Source organism: Calothrix sp. NIES-2100 (assembly GCF_963875285.1).
Lineage (GTDB): Bacteria > Cyanobacteriota > Cyanobacteriia > Cyanobacteriales > Nostocaceae > Aulosira.
On record NZ_CAWNLA010000001.1, the window covers coordinates 5,069,821 to 5,092,398 of the forward strand.

Genomic DNA, 22,578 nt, shown 5'->3' on the forward strand with positions numbered 1-22,578 from the left:
TGACTAGGGATTAATTGTGGCTGAAGATAAAAGTGAATTACTCTTAGTAGGATTTTGACCAATTCGCAGTACTAAGACTGCTGCTATTAAGCACAAAACACCTGACAAAATAAATGCTTGAACATAAGTACCTTGCCAAGTTCTCAGCGCTCCGGCTCCGAAGGCGGCTGTAGCTGCACCGAGTTGATGTCCGGCGACAATCCAGCCGAACATAACGCCGACATTCTCTTTGCCGAAGACGTTGGCTACAAGGCGAACTGTCGGCGGTACAGTAGCAATCCAGTCGAGTCCGTAAAAGACGGCAAAGATTGAGAGTCCGTAGAATGAGAAGTGAAAACTGAAGGGTAGGAAAATTAGGGATAAACCCCGCAATCCGTAGTACCAGCAGAGTAAGTAGCGATTGTTCCACCTATCAGACAGCCAACCGGAGAGAGTTGTCCCAAAAAAATCAAAGATGCCCATAATCGCTAACAGTCCCGCAGCCTTAACTTCAGGGATGCCATGATCAATGCAGGCGGGAATTAGATGAGTGCCGATAAGTCCGTTAGTACTCGCACCACAGATAAAAAAACTACTAAATAACAACCAAAAGTCACGAGATTTGCAGCCCTGCCAGAGTTTGCTGAGTGTGGAAGTGATGGAATTTGCCTTTGGCGGTATTAATTCCACAGTTTCGCTATTATCTCCAAAAGCTCGCAAGCCAACTTCCACTGGCCGATCGCGCATGAATAAGGCGATCGCCGGAATCACTAAAACTGCAACGCCAGCCAGGGCTAAAGTAGCTGTTCGCCATCCAAATCTCTCCACTATCGACGCCAACATGGGCAGAAATACTAATTGCCCGGTAGCTGTACTGGCGGTAAGCATCCCCAGAACCAAACCCCGCCGCTCTACAAACCAGCGATTGACAACAACCGCACCTAATACTAAGGCGATAACTCCGCTACCACTACCGACAATGATTCCCCACAGCAATACTAACTGCCAGGAAGCTGACATGAAAGTGGTCAAGCCAACGCCAATAGCGATGAAAGCCAATGCGAATACCATTGTCCGGCGAATACCGATGCGCTCCATGACAGTGGCGGCAAAAGGGCCGATCAATCCATACAGTACTAAGTTGATGGAGATTGCTAAGGATATAGTAGCTCTACTCCAGCCAAACTCCTGCTCCAAAGGCACGATGAGAACTCCTGGTGCAGAACGAATCCCGGCGGCTACTAATAGAGCTAAAAATGTTAAACCCGCTACGAGCCAGCCATAATGAAGCGAACGACGTGCTAAAAACGAGGCTAAGGACATGGTTCCAAGGGATTTGGGATAGGGAAGAGATAAACACAGATATTCATCTGTATTTATCTGTGGCCTAATTTCTACAATTCTGATAGCTGAGACAACAAAAAATTACCCCTGATAAGGGTTACCAATTCTATCTACAGAAACGTTAGCAGACAAAGGCAAGCGACCGGGATTGAGGCGGGGTTCTGCGGGATAACCAACAGGTACTAAAACTGCGATCGCTAAATCTGGATCGTCTGCTGCACCAATCACAGCCTTCACTTGCTCTTCAATCCAACCATTCATAAAGCAGGTGGATAAACCTAAACTTTCGGCTGCAAGTACTAAATGAGTAGCCGCAATGATTGCATCTTTGATCCCATATTCGCGCCGCTTGTCTGCTAAACCAGCTTGAAATTGGGGTATAGCATTTTTAAAGTAGTTGACTGTACCTTCATTCCATGCCCCAGTTTGCAGTGCTTGCTCATAAACCGGTGTTAAGTCTTTTTCTCCCGCATAGGGATCGGCTGCAAATACAAATGTCACAGGTGCTTGGACAATTTGTTGTTGATTCCAAGATGCTGCTGACAATGCTGCTTTTTGCGCTTCATCTTGCACCAGGATAATTTGCCAACCTTGCATATTAAAACTGCTAGGTGCGGCTACGGTTAACTCTACTAGTTGCTTGAGTATTTCCTCTGGTATAGGGTCTGATTTGAAAGTTTTAATGGAACGACGCTGAAGAATAGCACTGGGTACATCTAAGACTTGAGTTTGTGCGATCGCACTCATGAGATTCTCCTGATTGTTGAACTTCCTACGCTGTAATAGCGCTTTTCATTATCAATCTAAATGCTTTTTTGGTGTAAAAGGTTGCCACCCAACACGCCAGAGTAATTATAGACTGACTACTTGTTCCCCAGCAGCCGACCAAAACGGATAGTCTGTATATCCCTGTTCACCACCACCATAGAAGCTTTCTTGATTTGGCTGATTCAACGGTGCATTTAAAGCCAAGCGTCGGGGTAAATCTGGATTTGCGATAAATAGAGTGCCAAAGGCGACTAAATCGGCTTCTTTGTTAGCTAAAACAGCATTGCCCGTTTCATTTGTATAGCCACCACAAACAATCAGTGTACCTGTATACCTTTCCCGTAAATAATCGGTTGGTACTGCCGTCCCACCATGCCTGATATCTGCGTCTGTGGACTCAATAATATGCAGATAAGCTAAATTAAATTGATTCAGTACTTGCGCAGTGTAACCAAAGGTTTCTAAAGGATTAGAGTCACGCATATCGTTAAATGTCCCGCTAGGCGAAAGCCTAACTCCTACCCGTTTACTATCCCAAACGCTAGTAACTGCTTCTACAATGTCTAATAAAAATCGCACACGGTTCTCAATACTACCGCCATACTTATCTGTCCGTTGATTCGTACCATCCCGGAGAAACTGGTCAATTAAATAACCATTAGCTCCGTGAATTTCTATGCCATCAAACCCAGCCGCTAGAGCATTGACTGCCCCTTGACGGTATTGTTCCACAATATCTGGAATCTCGGAAGTTTCCAAAGCGCGGGGAGTAACATAAGGTTTGAATCCCTCGAATGTGAATGCTTGACCTTGCGGTGTAATTGCCGAAGGTGCTACAGGTAAAGCCCCATCTGGTAGCAAGTCAGGGTGAGAAATTCTGCCTACGTGCCACAGTTGCAGAAATATTTTTCCTCCCTGCTGATGCACAGCATCGGTTACCAACTTCCAACCCGCCACCTGTTCTGGTGAATGAATACCTGGTGTATTCGGATACCCCAGTCCTTGAGGAGAAACTTGAGTTGCTTCTGCAATAATTAGTCCAGCCGAAGCGCGTTGCTCATAGTATGTAGCATTGAGCGAATTGGGTACATTTCCCTGACCTGCTCTTTGCCTAGTTAGGGGAGCCATAACTATCCGATTGGGTAGTTCTAAATCACCTAATTGGTAAGGAGAGAACAAGTTGATATTAGTATTCATTGGTCACATCTCCAAATAAGTAATCGACCGAATTATGCCACCATCTAGTCGCAGAGGGACAAGGGGGACAAGGGGAAAAAGGGGAAAAGGGGAAATGACCATTGACAAATGACCAATGCCCACTGACTATTCAAAAAAAACAAAGATTCCCCTATTTTGAGTCTGTCAATCAGCTGACTCTAGGCAGTTAACTTTAAGAAATATGCTGTGCTAAAGTCTTAGCTAAAGTGGTTTTGGGCACGGCACCCACGACCGTATCGACTTGTCGGCCTCCCTTAAATACCATTAACGTGGGAATGCTCCGAATACCATAATGGCTGGCGACGGTGGGATTTTGATCTGTGTTCAGTTTCACTACTTTCACCTGGCCGTCGTATTCGGTAGCTACCTCATCGACAACCGGAGCCACCATTCTGCAAGGGCCACACCAAGGTGCCCAAAAGTCAACTAGGACTGGAACTTGGCTTTCAAGGACTTCTTGCTTAAATGTAGCTTCTGTGACATTTGTAACGGATGACATAATCGTCCTCCTGATTTAATTCTATTATTCGATAATATCGAATAAGTAAAATATATGCCATTTTATGAGATAGTGCAACTATGAGATTTTTGTATCATCCAGACCGAAAAGATATATCGTTAGCGGGAGTGCTATATGCCTTAGGCGATCCGGTAAGGCTAGAAATTGTGCGGCTTTTAGCAACGAAGGGAGAGCAATGCTGTGCGGGGTTTGATTTTGCGATCGCCAAATCAACCATGTCCAATCATTTTAAGATTTTACGGGAGTCAGGCGTAGTACTGACTCATAAAGAAGGAACACAGCACATCAACCAATTGCGGCGAGAAGATTTAGAAGCCCTATTCCCTGGATTATTAGATGCAGTCTTACAATCAGCCCAACCATTAAATATTTGTGTTTCGGCTGATAAGCAAACAGCTTCAAAAGTTTAGGGCATTGGGCATTGGGGACAACTGACAACTGACAACTGACTATTAACCAATTTGGGGTGGTTGAAAGTGATAAATATCGCGAATAACTTGCACCCAGCCATCACAGAGGGATTCGAGGATGCGATCGCCTTTTTCTTTGGTAGCGGTTGTTGCATCCCCAATGACACCAGTTTTACTGATATCTTTTGTTACCCAAGCTACAGGTAATTGACCTTCCCAACTCAGCAATGTACTTTGTGGTTGTTCTGGCGGATACTCAGCCACAACTTTATCTAGTTTTACCTGCTCTGGTAAAAGTGCCAACATCAAACTAGTTTCCGCATCACCAGCGTGCATACCTAACTTAGCTTCCTTGGGCGTTAGTAATTCCTTGGTAATATTAGGCGCACGCCAGGTGAACAACGGAAACACCGAAAAATCACCATATTTTACATGTAAATCCCGCGCTGCCATTTGCATAACTTGCGGCTGTCCGCCGTGGGAGTTCATCAACACTAATTTTCTAAACCCAGCTCGGTAAATACTATCTCCCACCTCCATAATTGTTGCTGTGAGAGTTTCTGTACTCAAGGTAATCGTGCCGGGAAAGTTCCAATGTTCGTTAGATTTACCATAGTTAATACTGGGTAAAGCATAAGCGGGAATACTAGCTTCAAGTTTTGCCAAAGCTTTTCCCAACACCCCAACGCCAATAGCTGCATCAACAATTAGGGGTAGATGGGGGCCATGTTGTTCAATTGCGCCCACTGGTTGAATAATTACCACATTTTCCTTATTTGGCATCGCTTGGATGTCAGTCCAACTGAGGTAGGGAAAAAAGCGTTCTGGGGGTATGAAGCTATGCATTTGATTAATATCGCGCCATTGTTATCTTAATGGGATGGGGGGCAGGGGAAAAGGGGAAAGGGGACAAGGACGCAGAGGAGGAATAACTATTGCCCAATGCCTAATGACAATTGAAAGATTTTCTAAAACTGTGATCTAGAATACCGACTATTAAGAGAACGGGTGATATTGTTTAGTTGTGTGTGAGGAGCAAGTTAAAACGAAAAACACCCGGGGTGGAAACACGGCAACACTCCCAGGTGTTTTTTGTTTCATATACACAAAGAATTGCTTTTAGTAAGAATAGTCAAGGCGATCGCTACTTTAGATTTCCCCTAAGAAAAAGCTTGAAATAGTTCTAAGATCTTTACCTTGAGTGCTGCGATGCCTACCCTTCTCCTGACGGAGACGCTACGCGAACGGGAACGACTTTGTCGAACGGGAACGTCAAAGACGAACGCCTTTTGTAAAGTCTCACCTGGAATAGGCGGGAAGGGTGGAAGCCCCGTAACTTCAGCTACCTATTCCCCTCACGGGGATGGAAAGGAAATTTTTTCTGGGAAATGGTGTCTGAAATCATTGCAAAATTTATCTTCTGCACCACCCTTTGTTGCTGCACTGCGATCGCCATCAGGAAGAACAGTTTTACTGAGTGCTTCTAGTAACAATTTGTAGCGCAACTCTGCTACTCTTTCGCGGCGCTGGACTGCTTTTAATCTTTTTTGAGGCTGACTTTTATTATTAGTCTTAACAGTTATTATTCGAGTTTACCGAACCACAGGATTCGAGTAAACCGTAATATAACTTCCTGCGTAATTTAGTGCGGTAATCATGAAATATTCGGTGATAACAACCGAATTTACACAACTTTATATCATGGTTAATATAAGAATCAAAGCAACAAATTACATCTTGAATCAAGTAGATAAACAGTTAGAGGGTAAACATAATATGGCTATTGTACGTTACAATCCTTGGGCTGAAATGACTGCACTACAAAATCAAATTGACAGAATGTTTGAAGATTTACAAGTACCAACATTTAAAACTCCAGCAGCCGAATTGACTGAAACTGAAGATGCATTGCATCTGAGACTCGAACTTCCTGGTGTTTCAGCAAAAGATGTAGATATTGAAGTTACCGAGAATGCAGTTAAGGTGATAGCAGAACGCAAATTAGAAAATAAAGAAGGAACTCGTTCTGAGTTTTACTATGGCAAGTTCCAGCGTGTAATTCCTCTAAAAGCCAGAATTCAAAATACTAATGTCACCGCCGAATACAAAGATGGGATTTTGAATCTAACACTGCCTAAATCCGAGCAAGAAAAGAACAAGGTAGTTAAAGTTAATCTGGAACAACCTGCTGCTTAAGGTGAAACTATTTTTCTCCAATGATTGATTGAGATAGCTAAGAGCTTGGTCAAAATAACCAAGCTCTTTTTTTATAATTGTTTGGGGAGCATCCCAAATATGTAAATTTATTTTTTTGTAGTGATGGTTCCCTTGGCGCTGACTTGACCAATGGGAGCAAGATGCTCCTACTACCAATTTATTAAGAAATTAAGACGCAGCGGCGGTCAATTCCCGAATTACATTGAGAAATTCCTGTAAGACAGGTGAAGAATCTTCTTGTCGCCACACAACTACAATCTCTCGTGAGAAATTTGCACCTTTGATTGGTCGATAAACAACGCCTGTGCGTTGCAGGTTTTGCACGTTGCTAGGTAAAAGTGCTACTCCCATACCACCAGCAACTAAGCTAAGAACGGTGATCATCCAAGTAGCTTCTTGGACTACTTTAGGGAAAAAACCAGCTTGCTGACAGAGGTTAATAATCTCGGTGTAGGAAGGAACGATTTCTGGTGAGGGTAAAACAAAAGGTTCATCAGCCATTGCCGCGAGGGGAATTTCTGTTAGTTTGGTGAGGGGATGGGTAGCTGGTAATGCAATCACCAAAGACTCGCGTGCAATTGGCAGATAACTCAAGTTAGGATTTTGTTGATGGGAATGGGGTAAGCGCTCAAATCCGACATCTAGACGGCGATTGAGCAGTTCTTGAATTTGTTCGGAAGCTGTGAGTTCGCGCAATACTAGTTTGACATGAGGAAAGCGATCGCGGAATGTCCGCAACATTTCCGGTAAAACACTATTAGCAATAGAACTATTAGTACCCACAATCATCTGTCCAATCTCGCCGCGACTAGCCCTTTGAGTTTGGAAAATGGCGCGTTCGAGTTGATTTAAAACTAATCTGGCTTCTTCTAAAAATACTTCTCCCGCAGATGTAAGTTGCAGTGGGCGCTTTTTGCGGTCAAATAATTTTACACCAATTTCCGCTTCGAGGGCGCTAATTTGTTGGCTGAGGGGAGGTTGCGCAATATGCAGACGTTGGGCTGCGTAGCTAAAGTTCTTTTCTTCAGCCACAGCAATAAAGTACCGCAAATGTCGAAGTTCCATCACTTGCCTGAACTACTATATTTATTACTATATTTTTTATATATAGTGTACTTGTGCAAAAAATATCTTAAATATAGTTGCTTTCCCTTACTATTGACAAATAGAGACTATTGATCGAGATTCATCCCCAGAACTTGTTAGTTTATCGGGGTAATCACTAGGACTATGAGCAAAATCAAGCGTGTTGTGATTGTTGGTGGAACTCACGGAAATGAAATTACAGGAATTTATCTAGTCAAAAAATTTGAGCGATCGCCTGATTTAATTCAGCGCTCAAGTTTTGAGAGTGTGACGCTGATTGGTAATCCGCAAGCCTGTGCGATCGGTAAAAGATATGTTGATACAGACTTAAATCGCTGTTTTCTGAGCCAAGATTTAGAAAACCCTAGTTTGACTAGTTATGAAGCACAACAAGCAAAAATAATTCATCAAACCTTTGGCTTTCAAGGTAGCCAGCCAGCAGATTTTGTCATTGATTTACATAGTTCTACAGCCAATATGGGGCTGTCTATTATTTTAGGTAATGAGAATTTATTAAATATTAGCTTAGCAGCTTATCTTACATCAATAAATCCCAAAGTTAAGATACTTTACTCCACAAGCCAACATAAAGTCAGACCTCACTTAGATTCAATTTGCGAATTTGGCTGTACCCTGGAAGTTGGTGCAGTTGCGCAAAATGTTTTAGATGCTGCCTTATTTCAGGAAACTGAAGCAATTATTCAGGAAATTTTAGATTATTTAGAAGCCTATAATCAGGGAACACCACCACTGACAAAAGATACCATCAACGTTTATCACAGCATTGAAACAATCGACTATCCCAGAAATGAGTTAGGAGAAATTCAAGCGATGATTCATCCTCAATTGCAATTTAAGGATTATCAACCACTTCATCCGGGAGAGCCGATGTTTTTAACTTTTGAGGGTAAAGAAATTGTTTATGATGGTGAATTGACTGTGTATCCTGTCTTCATCAACGAAGCAGCTTATTACGAAAAAGCTATTGCAATGTGTATAACGCAATTAAGCCATAGGAAGGTCAATAGTCAATAGTCAACAGTCAACCTGATAACTAACTCTTGACAAACGTCCACTCCAATATTTTGATGGGTGCTTCTTGGAGGACTTGGGAAAGTTCACTGCTGCTTTTGAATTTCAACTGAGTTATATCGCAGGCTTCTATATTGACTGTAAATTTCTCGTCCTCAAAAGGCCAAGGTTTAACAGTTAATAAAGAATCGCTGCGTTGCATAATGTCATAACGTTCATCGTCAGGGCCTGTCGTAATTTCTAACCATCGTTCAGCATCAGGTAGTTGTTTTTGACAGAGAATCAACGACAAGCGATCGCACCATTGCATAAATGCATAAGCCGCATCTACGTCTTTCTTTTCAATATCTAATTCCTGAGTCCAAAGTTTTTGGTTTTCTAGTTGTTCATCTAAAAATTTGTCTAATTCTGGCATTTTGCCACGGCTTGGCTCTAACAACCAACTCATATGTTTAGAAATTAATAAAGCTACCCATCTTCCTCGATAGCGAGCATTTTTCCCCAGATTCGCCATTCTCTCGATATCGATGTCTGGATTCAGCATGAAGTCCATTGGCGCACCAACTTCAGTGAGAAGATCCTCTTCCCATTCTTTCTCTAAATCGTCATGATGAGAGATGGCTGCTAGGGTTTCATATAACCTGGCTGGAGCATTTTTGCGTCGCCACTGTCCCGCTAATTGAGCCGCTAATAAAGCATGTGCGCGATGATAAATAATTTCCCAACCGTTGAGTGTAGGATTGACAATCATTAGTTAATTCTCCATAATCTAAATTTTAATTTTCCGGAAAAATGAGCCAGAGAATCAACTTCTAACTGGCTCATCTTATTCTCCTACTTCAGTTAATTAGGAGTGCTTTTGTAGCGGATCGGCGATATATTTGAATGTGGGTTCAGAATTCCAAGGGCCGCGCTCATCATGACCATTACCATTTGTAGATAGGTTATAGTAGAGAGCAACGGTTTCATCAGGCTGAATATTCCCAAATAAGGGGTCGGTCAATTTACCCAGCGAATCCAGCGCCTTCATGAACATTTGGGTATGCGAAATTTCTCTGGTTAACAGATGTACTAATGTTTGTTTAGTGCCATCATCTGTTGCTAATTTAATCAACTCTTCGTAAGTCTGACGCGCTCCAGCTTCGGCTGCAATATTAGCTCTCAAATCACGAACTACATCGCCACCCTCATTCAAGTAATTTGCAGTCCAAGCGCTACCCTGACTATCTAGAAAGTGAGGTCCTACTCCTCTGATAGCAAACAGGGTACTCTTATAAGCCTGTGTTTGATCGGTATTTTTGGTATGAGCTTCGATTAGTTTACCCACCATTTCTAAATGGCTAAACTCTTCAATAGCTATATCTTGGAGCATATCTTTAATGCCAGCATTTTCGACATGAAAAGATTGCACCCAATATTGTAGAGCAGCTGTAAGTTCTCCTGTGGCTCCACCAAATTGTTCTAGGAGTAACTGAGCGAAACGAGGATTTGCATCACTAACGTTTACTGCATGAATTGGTTCTTTTTTATGAAAAAACATGTTTTGGTTCTCCCTAAAACAATGATGTGGTCAATGTAACTCGTAATTCGTACTTACAATCAATGCTGGCTGTTGGGAAACTGTACTTAATTTCATTACGAATTACGAATTACTAATTATTAAATCCTACTGCGTCTGCTCAATAGTCCCCACAGGTAAATAGCAATAATTGCACCAATTACAGCTATAAAAAGACCTGGTAGACTAAAGCCAGCACCAGCGGCAGTAATTTGTAGAGTTCCTGTTTGTAAAAGTGTGTACAGACTTCCACCAATGAAAGCGCCGACAATCCCTAATACCATTGTCGAAAGTATGCCGCCACCCTGATAACCTGGATAAATTGCTTTGGCGATCGCACCAGCTAAAAGTCCTAAAACAACCCAAGCAATAATATTCATACAATCCTCAGAAATTTCATCTGGTTTGTACTTAATTTATCGAGAAAAAATCAAAATTGTTTCTACCAGTTGAGATAAATGTTACAGCCAGAAGATAGAGAAAATTCAGCCTATTTTTTAGCAGCCTCTGGGTTAATTTATATTTGTCCATTTTGTGCTGTATTGCCAAATACTAAGAAAAATTTCGGCTGCTTATTTCTATCTTGAGAAATAAAGAACGTATCTATCTTTTTATAGATGTATTAATGAAAATAAATCCTTTTAGATATGTATATTGTCTATTTAAGCTGCACAAAAAATTTGATTAATCTGTGTCAGTAGCAATTTAATTCAATCTCAATAAAATGAGACATAGGTGCTAAATGATTGATTGAAGATTTGAACTTTTTTGCTCATCGCGATAATAAGCCTTAACTAAACCTAACCTGGATTTCTCACAAGTTTGTTCGTTGTCAAAAAATCGTAGGGGCGGGTTCACAGATATGCTCCCATCATCTGCGACTATCTGCTTAAACCCGCCCCTACCGCTTGTGAGAAATGCGGGCTAAGTGCCTTTTCAAGTCTTGAGTATCAAAAAGGAGAATCATTCTGTTGCAGTCAAGATGATGAAACTCAAGTGCAGAATCCCCATTGATTACTCAACAACAATCAGGAGTTCTAGTGACTAGACGTGAAAACTACGGTTTAATTGAGCAGGTAGGATCGCCAGAAATAGCTGCGCCCAAGCAATCGCTAACATTACCGGATGCTGTGGCGCTGATTGTCGGAGTTGTCATCGGGGCGGGGATTTTTGAAACCCCCGCTTTAGTAGCAAATTATGCAGGTAGTGATATTGCTGTTCTGCTGTTCTGGCTATTGGGTGGCGCAGTATCTCTAGTGGGAGCATTATGCTATGCAGAGTTAGCAACAACTTATCCTGATGTTGGCGGTGTTTATTATTATTTGAAACGGGCTTTTGGGAGGGGAATCGCCTTTTTATTTGCCTGGGCGCGGATGACAGTAATTCAAACAGGTTCGATTGCACTGTTGGCATTTGTCTTTGGTGATTATGCTTCTCAGATATGGCGGCTAGGCACATTTTCACCATCGATATATGCAGCAATAGCGATCGCACTTTTGACTGCTTTGAATATTGTCGGTTTGCAACAAGGTAAATGGACGCAAAATTTGCTGACTGCGGCGAAAGTCTTAGGTTTGTTGCTGGTGGTAGTTATCGGGTTAACTGCCATACCGAATACCACCGCCCCTGTAGAACCTACAGCATCAGGTAACTGGGGACTAGCAATGGTGTTTGTGCTGTTGTCCTACGGTGGGTGGAACGAAGCAGCCTACATTGCGGCAGAAATTCAAAATAGACGACGCAATATTTTGCGATCGCTTTTATTAAGTATTGGGATTATTACCGCCATTTACTTGCTGATCAATTGGGCTTACCTGCGAGGCTTAGGGTTAGCGAACATGGCTCAATCCGAAGCCGTAGCCGCAGATTTAATGCGATCGCTTTGGGGCGCACCTGGAGCCTTTTTTGTCAGTCTATTGATTGCAATTTGTACTTTAGGCGCAACCAACGCCACAATTTTTACCGGGGCGCGGACTAATTACGCTTTGGGACAAGATTTCGCGCTGTTTGGTTTTATGGGACATTGGCGACAACGCCCCAGCACTCCTACCTATGCCTTACTTTTGCAAGGTGCGATCGCAATGGCGCTGGTTGTCTTGGGTACTCTCACCCGCAAAGGCTTTGAAACAATGGTAGATTACACCGCCCCAGTTTTTTGGTTTTTCTTCCTACTTTCAGGGATATCGCTGCTGGTGTTACGACAACGCGATCCCCAAATCACGCGATCGTTTCGTGTCCCTTTATATCCTTTCACACCTTTACTTTTTTGTGCAGTTTGCGCCTATCTGCTTTATTCGAGCTTAGTTTATACCGGTGTCGGAGCAGTTGTCGGCGTTGTGGTTGTGGTAGCAGGGATACCTCTACTGCTCTGGAATAACTACCGTCAAGGTAGAGCTTAATTGATTCAACATACCAAATACCAAATACCAAAAGGAAGTACAGTGATGAATTTCTCCAAAATTCTGCTTTTACTAACTACAGGGTTTAGTGTTGTCAGCTTCGGAATTACTGGCTGTACAACTCCACAGCAAAACTCAGAAGCAGAAACCCAACAACCCGCTGTCATTGTTCAGCAAACCGACACACCAACACCCACAACCACAGCCCAACCCCAAGAACGTCCTGGTGATGTTCCCTACGTTCCAACGCCACAGTCTGTGGTGGATGCAATGTTGAAAGTCGCCAAAGTTGGCAAAAATGATGTACTTTATGATCTTGGTAGTGGTGATGGCAGAATTGTAGTTACCGCCGCCCAAAAATTTGGTACACAAGGGGTAGGTGTAGATATCAACCCAGAACGGATTGAAGAAGCTAATCAGAATGCACAAAAAGCTGGAGTAAGCGATCGCGTCAAGTTTGTCCAGCAAGATTTATTCAACACTGATTTGAGTAAAGCGACGGTAGTCACACTCTACTTGCTACCTGATGTCAATCTCAAGCTTCGCCCCAAACTATTTAAAGAACTCAAACCCGGTACTCGGATTGTTTCCCACGCCTTTGATATGGGTGATTGGAAACCCCAACAGACATTAAATGTTGATGGCAAAACTATTTATTATTGGGTAGTTCCGGAAAATATTCCCACGAATTTACAATAGTCATTTGTCATTTGTCATTTGTCATTTGTTATTTGTTAACGGCTTTTTTCAACTTAAGCTTTCTTTTTGTTGAGAGGTCGTAGGGGCTGGTTTACAGATATGATCCAATCATTTACGAATATCTGGGTTAACCCGCCCCTACCGTTTGTGAGCAATACGAGTAGTAGTCAACCACATCAATTTTCTGGGATACAAGATACCCGACTAGTTTAAAAATTTGGGTATCTCATCCTTCACATTGCGCCAAGGTAGTTATATTGCTCGTGAGAAGTGTTTTTCTTTGGCTCGAATATGGTTATCGAAGATGACAGCAATATTTCTCACCAACAATCGACCAATATCTGTAATTAAGATGTAGTTTTTGGATAAACTCACCAGCCCATCAGCTTCTAGAGGCTTTAAAATCTCTAATTCGTGGGCGAAGTATTCATCAAAACAGATTTGATATTTATCAGTGATGTCTTGTTTGTGCAACTGAAAGTGAGACATAATACCCATGATGACATCGCGTCTAATAATGTCATCTTGTGTGAGTTTAATTCCTTTACTCAAAGGTAAAGTATCCTCAGAAATTGCCTGATAATATTCCTTCAGTTGCTTGTGGTTTTGAAAATAAGCATCTTCTAACATGCTGATAGATGTAGCACCAAACCCAAAAAGTTCCGTTTCCGCGTGGGTGGTGTAGCCTTGAAAGTTACGCTTGAGAGTGCCATTGCGTTGCGCGATCGCTAGTTCATCATTAGATTTAGCAAAATGATCCATCCCAATAAACATATACTCGTTATTGGTCAGTTCTTCAATGGTCATTTTGAGAATTTCTAACTTTTCCTGTGGTAGTGGTAAAGCCTCTTCAGGAATATTTTTTTGTGCTGGTTTAATCCAGGGTATATAAGCAAAATTAAAAACAACAATCCTGTCAGGATCTAATTCAATTGTCTTTTTGATAGTTTCCCGAAAAGTTTGCCGAGTTTGATAAGGTAAACCATAAATCAGGTCTACATTCACACTTTCAAATTGGGCTTCTCTCACCCAACTCATGACATCAAACAGCATTTCCTCCGGCTGGATGCGATTTATTGCTACTTGAACTTCGTGATTAAAATCTTGAATGCCAAAACTAATGCGATTAAACCCAATTTTCCTCAGAAATAAAATGTAGTCTCTATCTACATAGCGGGGATTAATCTCAATCGAAATTTCTGCTTTTGGGTCAATAGTAAAGTGTTGCGTGATGTGTTTCCAGATAAATTCTACTTGCTCAGGCTCTAAGTAATTAGGAGTACCGCCACCCCAATGGATTTGCAGTACTTTGCGCTCGGAATCGATTAAAGCGGCGGTTTGCTGAATATCTTTAACCAAATTCTCTAGGTAAGGTTTGGCAATATTCTTGTTGTTAGAAATTACCGTATTACAGCCGCAAAAGTAGCAAGCACTTTGACAAAAGGGGATGTGGAAATATAAAGATAGGGGCGTTTTTCTTTGATTTGAGGCGGCGATCGCATTTTGTAATTCATCTAAGGTGAATGCTTCGCTTAACTCAGTAGCAGGTGGGTAACTGGTGTATCTGGGTGCAGGTGCATCATACTTTTGGATCATTTCCAAATCAAATTTGACACCAGGTAAGAGAAAAACCATCAAAACCTCCGAAGTAATGCGACAATGCGACCTTGCGGCTTTTGCTTGTATGGGGATGTGGTACGACTGCGCGGTAGTTGAGCGTAGCCGAAACTCACCAACGGGGATATGGGGGGATACCCGGCTGCTGTAGGCGCTCATCTGCTCTTGTGTCCGCATCTTTTCCCATTGGTAATCAGTCTCGAAAAATTTATTGAACTCAGGACTTACGCAGGTGTTGTGGATTTGTGCTTCCTTCATGTTCAATCGCTAGAACTCTAGGCAAAAGAGCCACAGACTCAGGATGTCTGCTAGTTCACAGTCAATGCCAGAGTTCGAGAATTGTTATTCTGGGGTTAGGCAAGATTCGCATCACTCTATCCAGCAAGTATTATGCCGATGCGTAGAACCAAAGGTTCTTACCCTGGGGTATCGCTGCCATTTTTCTTTCTCCCAAAATTATTTAACTATTTCTATTTGTATAACTATAAAGCTATTAATATTTCTTTATCTTTGTCTGTGTGTGAAGGCACATATTAATGGGGCATGGGGCATTGGGCATAGGGCATTGGTTAACAGTCAACAGTCAACCGTCAACCGTCAACAGTCTGTAGGGGCGGGTTTACCGAGATTCGGGTTATAAAAGCGAAGATATTTGTAAACCCGCCCGTACCGCAGTCAACCGTCAACCGTCAACCGTCAACCCTTCGATTTGCAGAACTTAACTATTCAGAACAATATTTTATGCTTATATAACTATTGGGAGATTAACTTACTAAAGGATTCGCATGGTGAAGTCCCTGGAAACGCCGGAGCCTCAGATACTGAAGCCAGGTATTAAAGCACCTGTGCAGGAAACATTATTAACACCCCGGTTTTATACTACTGACTTCGACGCGATGGAGAAGTTAGATATTTCCGCCAATGAGGCTGAGTTATTAGCAATTGTTGAGGAGTTAAGGGCTGATTATAACCGCCATCATTTTGTGCGTGATGATGAATTTAAACAATGTTGGGATCACATTGATGGCGAAACGCGGCGTTCGTTTATTGACTTTTTAGAACGTTCTTGTACTTCAGAGTTCTCTGGGTTTTTATTGTTTAAAGAATTGTCGCGCCGCCTGAAAGAAAAGAACCCAATTTTGGCAGAAGCTTTTCAATTAATGGCAAGAGATGAAGCACGCCATGCAGGTTTTCTCAATAAATCAATGGCTGATTTTAATCTTTCCTTAGATTTAAGCTATTTGACCAAAAGTCGTACCTATACATTTTTCCCGCCAGAGTGGATTATTTACACAGTCTACCTATCGGAGAAAATAGGGTACTGGCGCTATATTTTAATGTATCGCCATTTGCAGAAAAATCCCCAATATCAATTCTATCCCCTCTTCCGAAAATTTGAAAGTTGGTGCCAGGATGAGAATCGACATGGAGATTTCTTTAAAGCATTGCTCAGGTCACAACCAAAATTATGGAAGAATTGGAAAGCGCGGTTGTGGGTGCGGTTCTTCCTGCTGACGGTGTTTGTCACCCATACAATTACAGTATTTGAACGCGCCAGTTTCTATGAATCTATTGGCATACATCCGCGCCATTATAATAACAGAGTCATTCAAGAGACAAATAACACCGCCGCCAGAGCATTCCCCATCATTTTAGATACCAATCACCCGGCATTTTTCTGGCGATTAGAGCAGTGTTACCAAAATAATCAGAAATTGGCAGAGATTAACAAGAGCGATCGCTCTAATTTTGTCAAGTTCTGGCTAAAAGTACCAGCGATTACCGCAATTATCTGGCACATGTTGCGGATTTATCTGGTTAAACCAATTAACGCGGAGTTGACACGGGAAACAGTTCTGTGAACAAAGCAGGAAGCAGAAGAACTTTGACAATGTTACTAACGCCCATTGGTGTCAACTTAAGTTAAAAGGCTTATCCCACAAGCGTTTTACCCCTCCCCTTAATCCCCTCCCCGTAAACGGGGAGGGGACGTTTTGGCTTTAGACAAAACTGGGGTGGGGTAACGCGGATCGTGATGGTAGGCAATTTGATTCTAAATAACGTCTTGGCAAGGGTTTCGCGTTAAGTTGACACCTATGACTAGCGCCGTGCGCCTACCGTGTAATCTTTCGCAATTACTAATTACTAGTCTGCCAGGGTTGAAATGAGGGACAGTAGTGTGAGCGTCTCGCTCACGCGGGCAAGATGCCCGCACTACCAAAAACCCCTCAAAACAAAATTGACAGACTAAGTAGCTCAACCTAAATAAATATCATATGCTTTTGTCATTGCGTAAAGCCTTCTCTACGAGACGCTGCGCGAACGGCATAGCTTCGCTTAACGCGCAGCGTCTCGAAGAGAGGAACGAAGCAATCCCAGTCCACAGCGATTGCTTCGTCGTTCCTCCTCGCAATGACATCTGACGTTTAATTATGTTGACCTACTTATTACCTTTTCACCTTTGGCTTGCTGTCCTCCTTTTTCGGCGTTTTTTCCTCTAAGCTTTTGACTTTGACCAATACTGGAATATATTGTTGAATCAACCATGTTAAAGTCTCAAGAGTTGAGTTACCTTGGTCAATACGGGTTTTGGCTTGTAAGCCAATTAGGAATAGTTGCATTGCCAGTAACAAAGCAATAGTTTTACCCAGAATATCTTGGCGTTGGCGTTTCATGTGTTTGCCCCTCAAAGAGTTGGTAGCTAAAGCATCTCTTTGGGGTTGTGTCCCTAAGCAAATACCCCAAACTCAGGGAAAATGCTTTAAAATCAGGATTCAATAAGCTTGGGGTAGTAGTTTTAAATTGGGGTAGCCCTCAACTTTCTGGTCGATTTTGGCAATGCAATGGCGCGAGAATCTAGTAAAGGCCCTGTAATTCAAAAGCGAGTTAAGCGTCTGTTAGAGGCGTTGCTTTGTTTTGCAGATGGGGAAGTTGAGGAAGATAAGTTTAAGATTAAGTACCGCTGGACAGAAGAAGACAGCGCTAACCCCAAGCTGACTATTGAAACAACGCTGGTAAGGTTGGAGGCGTTGACTGGTGCAGTCCGGAACCCCACCCCTAACCCCTCCTCCGAAGTTTGCTCAACGGGGGGAACCCCCGCACGCAACTTCTCTCCGCAAGCGAGGAGGGGAAAAGATGATGGGGGGGAGAAGTTAACTAAAGCGCAAATTCGAGAAGCGCTGAATTTACTGAAGGATTTTGTGAAAATTCTGGAAGATAACCGGATTCATACCCAGGGTTCTGATGACTGGCACTTTACTTTAAAGCTATGGTCAAGGGATAAAGAAAAGAACCTGAAACGGTTTGATGAGGTATGGGAAAGCAACAAACCAAAGAAATCTAAAGAACTAGAAGCTAATTACACTGAAGATGAGGGTGTTGCTGTTGTACCCCAAACTAAGCTGGCAATATTTCAAGCGCCACCTTTACCTGCACACTTTGTTGAACGCCCAGAATACAGCGATGAATTAAAGACGCGCTTCCTCACAGAAGATAATCGCACTTTGGTAATTACGGCGATTCACGGTTTGGGTTCTGTGGGTAAATCGACCTTAGCCGCAGCTTTAGCAGTAGATGCAGAAGTACAAACGCGGTTTTGTGATGGGATTTTGTGGGCTACATTAGGTCAAAAGCCTGATGTGCTGTCTTTAATTAGTGGCTGGGTGCAAGCGTTAGGAGACTATAGCTTTAAACCTACCAGTGTAGAAGCTACTTCTACTCATTTACGGACGCTGCTTTATGACAAAGCTGTGTTGTTAGTGGTTGATGATGCATGGAATACGCAAGATGCACAAGCGTTTAATGTGGGTGGGGTGCGGTGTCAGGTTTTAGTCACAACTCGTGAAGGGGCAATTGCCGAAGCCTTAGCAGCTAGCACGTACAGCCTGGATATCATGAAACCAAGTCAGGCTATGGCATTGCTGACGAAGAAATTAAGACGCGAAATTACAGGTGCAGAACGTCAGTCAGCCGAAAATTTAGCTCAAGGCGTTGGTTATCTCCCCCTAGCCTTGGAACTTGCAGCCGCCGAAGTTGCTAGTGGTACAACTTGGGATGAATTATTGGCGGATATTCGGCAAGAGGTAGCGAGATTAACAAGTTTTGACAGACCGGAAGCGGAAGAAATTACCGATGAGGCGAGTTTAAAACGCCTGAGTTTAACGGCATCATTAAATTTGAGTGTCAAGCGAATGCCTCAAGAAAAGCAGCAGCATTTTGCTCGGTTAGGGGTGTTGCCGGAGGATGTCAACATTAATAAGATGATGGCAGGGACGCTGTGGGGAATGGGTGAGCGTGATGCTGCTAAGATGTTGCAATATTTACGGAATAAGGCATTGCTATTAACAGGAGTACCCCTTGCTGATGGTACGCCTACCTATCGGTTACATGACTTATTCCATGATTTAGCCTGTAATTTGTTAACTGCTGCGCCACAGCCAAAGCGGATAGGAGATTTGCCAGGGTTAGGTTTACAACTTGTTGATGCTCACGCTGCTTTTTTGGAGAAATATCGGCAGAAAATACACAAGAATTTATGGCATACCTTGCCTAATGATGGTTACATTCATCAGCATTTAGTTTGGCATTTGGAGAAAGCGGGACGAGTTGAAGAGATTCACTCTTTATTGCGGGAAGAGTCGGCAACTGGTAACAATGGCTGGTATGAAGCACGAGAAAAATTAGCACAAACTGGGGGTTACATTACAGATATATCTCGTGCTTGGGAATTAGCAGAAGCGAATTGGAATGAATCAACTACGCCGCAAGTGGTGGGTTGGCAATGTCGCTATGCTTTGATTACGGCATCTCTTAATAGTTTGGCAGCTAATGTACCAATAGAACTGCTGGTTGCGTTGGTCAAAAATAATCTGTGGACTGCTGAACAAGGACTAGCTTACGCTTTGCAAAACCCTGAACCAAAGCAGAAAGTTGATGCCTTTGCACAACTAGCCAACTATTTGCCGCCAAATTTAGAAAGACTAGCACTGTCAGAAGCACTCGTTACTGCTAGGGCGATTCATGATGAGTCTGATCGCGCCTCTGCCCTCAGTGTCTTAGCCGACAAACTACCACAAGAGTTGTTGCCAGAAGCACTCAGTGCTGCCAAGTCGATTCAGGATGAGTATTCTCGTGCCCTAGCCCTCAGTTCCCTAGCAGAAAAACTGCCAGAGGTATTGCCAGAAGCTCTCAGTGCCGCCAGGGTGATTCAAGATGAGTATTCTCGCGCCTTAGCCCTCAGTTCCCTAGCAGAAAAACTGCCAGAGGTATTGCCAGAAGCTCTCAGTGCCGCCAGGGTGATTCAAGATGAGTATTCTTGGGCACAAGCCCTAAGAGCCTTAGCTAAAAAACTGCCACCAGAATTATTGACAGAAATACTCAGTGCCGCCACATCGATTCAGGATGGGTTTTCTCGCGCCAATGCCCTCAGTGCCTTAGCAGAAAAACTGCCACCAGAATTATTGCCAGAAGCACTCGCTGCCGTCAGGCCGATTCAGGATGAGTATTATCGTGCCAATGCCCTCAGTGCCTTAGCAGAAAAACTGCCACCAGAGTTATTGCCAGAAGCACTCAAAGCCGCCAGGGCGATTCAGGATGAATATTCTCGCGCCTTAGCCCTCAGTGCCTTAGTAGAAAAACTGCCACAAGAATTATTGCCAGAAGCGCTCGCTGCCGCCAGGGCGATTCAGGATGAGTATTCTCGCGCCTTAGCCCTCAGTGCCTTAGTAGAAAAACTGCCACAAGAATTATTGCCAGAAGCACTCGCTGCCGCTAGGGCGATTCAGGATAAAAAATATAGTGCTGATGTCCTCAGTGCCCTAGCAGAAAAACTGCCAGAAATATTGCCAGAAGCACTCGCTGCCGCTAGGGCGATTCAGGATGAGTCATATCGCGCCTTAACCCTCAGTACCTTAGCAGAAAAACTGCCAGAGTTATTGCCAGAAGCACTCGCTGCCACTAGGCCGATTCTGAATAAGGAATATCGCGCCTCTGCCCTCAGTGCCTTAGTAGAAAAACTGCCACCAGAGTTGTTGCCAGAAGCGCTCGCTGCCGCCAGGGCGATTCAGGATGAGTATTTTCGCGCCTTAGCCCTCAGTGCCTTAGCCGATAAACTGCCACCAGAGTTGTTGCCAGAAGCACTCGCTGCAGTCAGGCCGATTCAGGATGAGTATTATCGCTCCTCTGCCCTCAGTGCCTTAGCTTTGGGGCTGTCACAAATGCTGAATGCTAAACTTTTCCCTCTGTGGCAAGATACACTTAATGAGTTATCTGCTCGCACTCGTCCCCATTTGCTGCGAGATATCAAAGCATTGTTTCCAGTTATATTTGCATTAGGTGGCAAAGTTGCAACAGCAGAAGTTGCCCGTGCAATTATGGATGTAGGGCGATGGTGGAAATAATTTGTAATTCGTAGTACCATCCGGGAAGCGCAAAGCGCTACGTAATTCGTAATTTACACCTCAAAAGTATGGAGTGCGATCGCCTTCCTAGCCTCAAAAGTATGGAGTGCGATCGCTGCTCGACAAAATGCGATCGCGGTTCACTACTCCAGAAAATGCGATCGCTCAACCTATTCTTCAATCCAAGTACTTAAAAATACCACCTGATTCTGCATTTCTGCTGCTGACTTAGCTGCAATTAACCTCAAAATCCCGCGCATTAATTCGCCCACTGAGTAACGTTGCTGTTGTACTAAAATCATTCCAGCATGGGATTGTTCTTCGCTCAAAAATTTACTGTGTAAACGGTAGAAATCCCTAATATTAGCACTATATAAAACTAGACCTTGCTCTGTTGCCCATCTCAGTTGTTCTTCATCGGTATAGCCCAGTCTATTAACACTTAAACTTGTGATTACATCTACACCACGATTTTGTAGAGCCATAACTAAAGAATGTGCCGTAGAATCTTCATCCATGTACAATCGAATTTGGCTCATGAAAGTTTTTGAGTCTGATGCAGTTTTTCTAATCTCTCAGCTTCGGCTGCTTCGGCTGCAATATCAGCATCAATTTCTTCACGGTTCGCATGATAATAAGCTAAAGCTGCATAAACCTGGGCTAAATTTAGATGATTAATTTGCTCGGCAATTTCTTCTGCACTGTAACCTTGTTTATACCAAATAGCTATACGCCGGACTGTCACCCCTGTACCAGCAATAATCGGGCAACCTCCGTGTACTTCAGGATTATGATTAATTAGTGTGCCGATATCGGTAATAGTTGCCAAAACTTATTCTCCCCATTATTTCACGCTCAATATCATTATTACAAAGTTAGTATTCCAGAAAATGCGATCGCTTCTCGACAAAATGCGATCGCTTATCACTCAGAGGCGATCGCTTAACCTTGTAAGATTCGCACTCCATCTCTTCGCTGCGATTTTTACCACCAAGCGATGCAGCATCTACACAAAATCAGCTTTCTTTACCAAAATCACCTCATCCATAGAGAACCTCATCGCATTCATGACCAACCAGATCGGGTTGTTTATCAATGAGTACTCATCCATAGAGAAGGCGATCGCATTCATGACCAACGCGATCGGGTTGTCTATCAACGAGTACTCATCCATAGAGAAGGCGATCGCATTCACAACCAACGAGATCGGGTTGTCTATCAATGAGTACTCATTCATACAGAACCAGATCTCATTCACAACCAACGAGTTAATTTTCTGCGCCAAAAGGCTGCACCAGGTGATGGGATATGGCGCTGCTCCAAGTTGGGGAAC

23 protein-coding genes are annotated in these 22,578 nt (G+C 43.1%); 8 read left to right on the forward strand and 15 right to left on the reverse strand.

All coding sequences use genetic code 11. The annotated features are described in order from the left end of the window. Positions 1 to 3 precede the first annotated feature (3 nt). From AACU32_RS20840 to trxA, 4 genes are all read right to left on the reverse strand, one after another. The gene (locus tag AACU32_RS20840; protein WP_096602874.1) at positions 4 to 1,302 is read right to left on the reverse strand and encodes an MFS transporter; all 1,299 of its coding nucleotides are present in this window, start codon (positions 1,300 to 1,302) and stop codon (positions 4 to 6) included. Between the two features lie 102 nt (positions 1,303 to 1,404). After that, on the reverse strand, positions 1,405 to 2,070 hold the full coding sequence (locus AACU32_RS20845; protein WP_096602876.1) for a nitroreductase family protein: 666 nt from the start codon (positions 2,068 to 2,070) through the stop codon (positions 1,405 to 1,407). Between the two features lie 105 nt (positions 2,071 to 2,175). Then, positions 2,176 to 3,288, reverse strand: a complete 1,113-nt coding sequence (locus AACU32_RS20850; RefSeq protein ID WP_096602878.1) for an alkene reductase — start codon at positions 3,286 to 3,288, stop codon at positions 2,176 to 2,178. A 193-nt stretch (positions 3,289 to 3,481) separates the two neighbouring features. After that, complete coding sequence (trxA, locus tag AACU32_RS20855) at positions 3,482 to 3,808, reverse strand: thioredoxin (protein WP_096602880.1); 327 nt, start codon at positions 3,806 to 3,808, stop codon at positions 3,482 to 3,484. Positions 3,809 to 3,888: 80 nt separating this feature from the next. On the opposite strand from trxA, the gene AACU32_RS20860 reads away from it, so the two are divergent. Continuing rightward, complete coding sequence (locus AACU32_RS20860; RefSeq protein ID WP_096602882.1) at positions 3,889 to 4,239, forward strand: ArsR/SmtB family transcription factor; 351 nt, start codon at positions 3,889 to 3,891, stop codon at positions 4,237 to 4,239. Between the two features lie 42 nt (positions 4,240 to 4,281). Here AACU32_RS20860 and AACU32_RS20865 read toward each other — a convergent pair whose 3' ends face one another. Beyond that, a complete protein-coding gene (locus AACU32_RS20865) occupies positions 4,282 to 5,085 on the reverse strand; it encodes a creatininase family protein (protein WP_096602884.1) in 804 nt (267 codons plus the stop codon). Positions 5,086 to 5,448: 363 nt separating this feature from the next. Between AACU32_RS20865 and AACU32_RS20870 the strand changes: the two genes are divergently transcribed. Both AACU32_RS20870 and AACU32_RS20875 read left to right on the forward strand, forming a co-directional pair. Then, positions 5,449 to 5,739 carry a hypothetical protein gene (locus AACU32_RS20870; RefSeq protein ID WP_339378137.1) on the forward strand — a complete coding sequence of 97 codons (291 nt, stop codon included), beginning with the start codon at positions 5,449 to 5,451 and terminating at the stop codon, positions 5,737 to 5,739. Positions 5,740 to 6,015: 276 nt separating this feature from the next. Further along, a complete protein-coding gene (locus AACU32_RS20875) occupies positions 6,016 to 6,435 on the forward strand; it encodes an Hsp20 family protein (RefSeq protein ID WP_096608097.1) in 420 nt (139 codons plus the stop codon). A 189-nt stretch (positions 6,436 to 6,624) separates the two neighbouring features. On the opposite strand, the gene AACU32_RS20880 is transcribed toward AACU32_RS20875, so the two are convergent. Next, positions 6,625 to 7,521, reverse strand: coding sequence for a LysR substrate-binding domain-containing protein (locus AACU32_RS20880; RefSeq protein WP_096602886.1), 897 nt, complete (start codon positions 7,519 to 7,521; stop codon positions 6,625 to 6,627). Between the two features lie 165 nt (positions 7,522 to 7,686). Between AACU32_RS20880 and AACU32_RS20885 the strand changes: the two genes are divergently transcribed. Continuing rightward, positions 7,687 to 8,577, forward strand: coding sequence for an aspartoacylase (locus tag AACU32_RS20885; RefSeq protein ID WP_096602888.1), 891 nt, complete (start codon positions 7,687 to 7,689; stop codon positions 8,575 to 8,577). Positions 8,578 to 8,596: 19 nt separating this feature from the next. On the opposite strand, the gene AACU32_RS20890 is transcribed toward AACU32_RS20885, so the two are convergent. From AACU32_RS20890 to AACU32_RS20900, 3 genes are all read right to left on the reverse strand, one after another. Continuing rightward, positions 8,597 to 9,325, reverse strand: coding sequence for a DUF3891 family protein (locus AACU32_RS20890; protein ID WP_096602890.1), 729 nt, complete (start codon positions 9,323 to 9,325; stop codon positions 8,597 to 8,599). A 96-nt stretch (positions 9,326 to 9,421) separates the two neighbouring features. Continuing rightward, on the reverse strand, positions 9,422 to 10,114 hold the full coding sequence (locus AACU32_RS20895; RefSeq protein ID WP_096602892.1) for a manganese catalase family protein: 693 nt from the start codon (positions 10,112 to 10,114) through the stop codon (positions 9,422 to 9,424). 119 nt (positions 10,115 to 10,233) lie between these two features. Next, positions 10,234 to 10,512 (reverse strand): GlsB/YeaQ/YmgE family stress response membrane protein, encoded by a 279-nt coding sequence (locus AACU32_RS20900; protein ID WP_096602894.1) that lies wholly within the window; start codon positions 10,510 to 10,512, stop codon positions 10,234 to 10,236. Between the two features lie 660 nt (positions 10,513 to 11,172). On the opposite strand from AACU32_RS20900, the gene AACU32_RS20905 reads away from it, so the two are divergent. Further along, on the forward strand, positions 11,173 to 12,531 hold the full coding sequence (locus AACU32_RS20905; protein WP_096608098.1) for an APC family permease: 1,359 nt from the start codon (positions 11,173 to 11,175) through the stop codon (positions 12,529 to 12,531). A gap of 45 nt (positions 12,532 to 12,576) precedes the next feature. Continuing rightward, the gene (locus AACU32_RS20910; RefSeq protein ID WP_096608099.1) at positions 12,577 to 13,230 is read left to right on the forward strand and encodes an SAM-dependent methyltransferase; all 654 of its coding nucleotides are present in this window, start codon (positions 12,577 to 12,579) and stop codon (positions 13,228 to 13,230) included. Positions 13,231 to 13,482: 252 nt separating this feature from the next. Here AACU32_RS20910 and hemN read toward each other — a convergent pair whose 3' ends face one another. Further along, on the reverse strand, positions 13,483 to 14,865 hold the full coding sequence (hemN, locus tag AACU32_RS20915; RefSeq protein ID WP_096602896.1) for an oxygen-independent coproporphyrinogen III oxidase: 1,383 nt from the start codon (positions 14,863 to 14,865) through the stop codon (positions 13,483 to 13,485). A gap of 767 nt (positions 14,866 to 15,632) precedes the next feature. Here hemN and acsF point away from each other — a divergent pair. Further along, positions 15,633 to 16,709, forward strand: coding sequence for a magnesium-protoporphyrin IX monomethyl ester (oxidative) cyclase (gene acsF / locus AACU32_RS20920; RefSeq protein ID WP_096602898.1), 1,077 nt, complete (start codon positions 15,633 to 15,635; stop codon positions 16,707 to 16,709). A 585-nt stretch (positions 16,710 to 17,294) separates the two neighbouring features. Here the strand turns inward: acsF and AACU32_RS20925 are convergent. After that, positions 17,295 to 17,522, reverse strand: a complete 228-nt coding sequence (locus AACU32_RS20925; protein ID WP_096602900.1) for a hypothetical protein — start codon at positions 17,520 to 17,522, stop codon at positions 17,295 to 17,297. Between the two features lie 168 nt (positions 17,523 to 17,690). Here AACU32_RS20925 and AACU32_RS20930 point away from each other — a divergent pair, with 168 nt between their 5' ends. Beyond that, complete coding sequence (locus tag AACU32_RS20930) at positions 17,691 to 21,245, forward strand: NB-ARC domain-containing protein (protein ID WP_096602902.1); 3,555 nt, start codon at positions 17,691 to 17,693, stop codon at positions 21,243 to 21,245. A gap of 37 nt (positions 21,246 to 21,282) precedes the next feature. Here the strand turns inward: AACU32_RS20930 and AACU32_RS20935 are convergent, their stop codons facing one another. The 4 genes from AACU32_RS20935 to AACU32_RS20950 all read right to left on the reverse strand — a co-directional run bounded on the left by AACU32_RS20935 (position 21,283) and on the right by AACU32_RS20950 (position 22,530). Beyond that, entirely contained in the window at positions 21,283 to 21,426 is a 144-nt protein-coding gene (locus tag AACU32_RS20935; RefSeq protein WP_339378138.1) for a hypothetical protein, read from the reverse strand. Further along, on the reverse strand, positions 21,416 to 21,784 hold the full coding sequence (locus AACU32_RS20940) for a DUF5615 family PIN-like protein (protein ID WP_096602904.1): 369 nt from the start codon (positions 21,782 to 21,784) through the stop codon (positions 21,416 to 21,418). Before AACU32_RS20940 ends, AACU32_RS20935 begins: the two co-directional genes overlap by 11 nt. Beyond that, positions 21,781 to 22,074 carry a DUF433 domain-containing protein gene (locus AACU32_RS20945; RefSeq protein ID WP_096602906.1) on the reverse strand — a complete coding sequence of 98 codons (294 nt, stop codon included), beginning with the start codon at positions 22,072 to 22,074 and terminating at the stop codon, positions 21,781 to 21,783. The genes AACU32_RS20940 and AACU32_RS20945 overlap by 4 nt, the downstream gene beginning before the upstream one ends. A gap of 177 nt (positions 22,075 to 22,251) precedes the next feature. Next, on the reverse strand, positions 22,252 to 22,530 hold the full coding sequence (locus AACU32_RS20950) for a hypothetical protein (protein WP_339378139.1): 279 nt from the start codon (positions 22,528 to 22,530) through the stop codon (positions 22,252 to 22,254). Between the last annotated feature and the right edge of the window lie 48 nt (positions 22,531 to 22,578).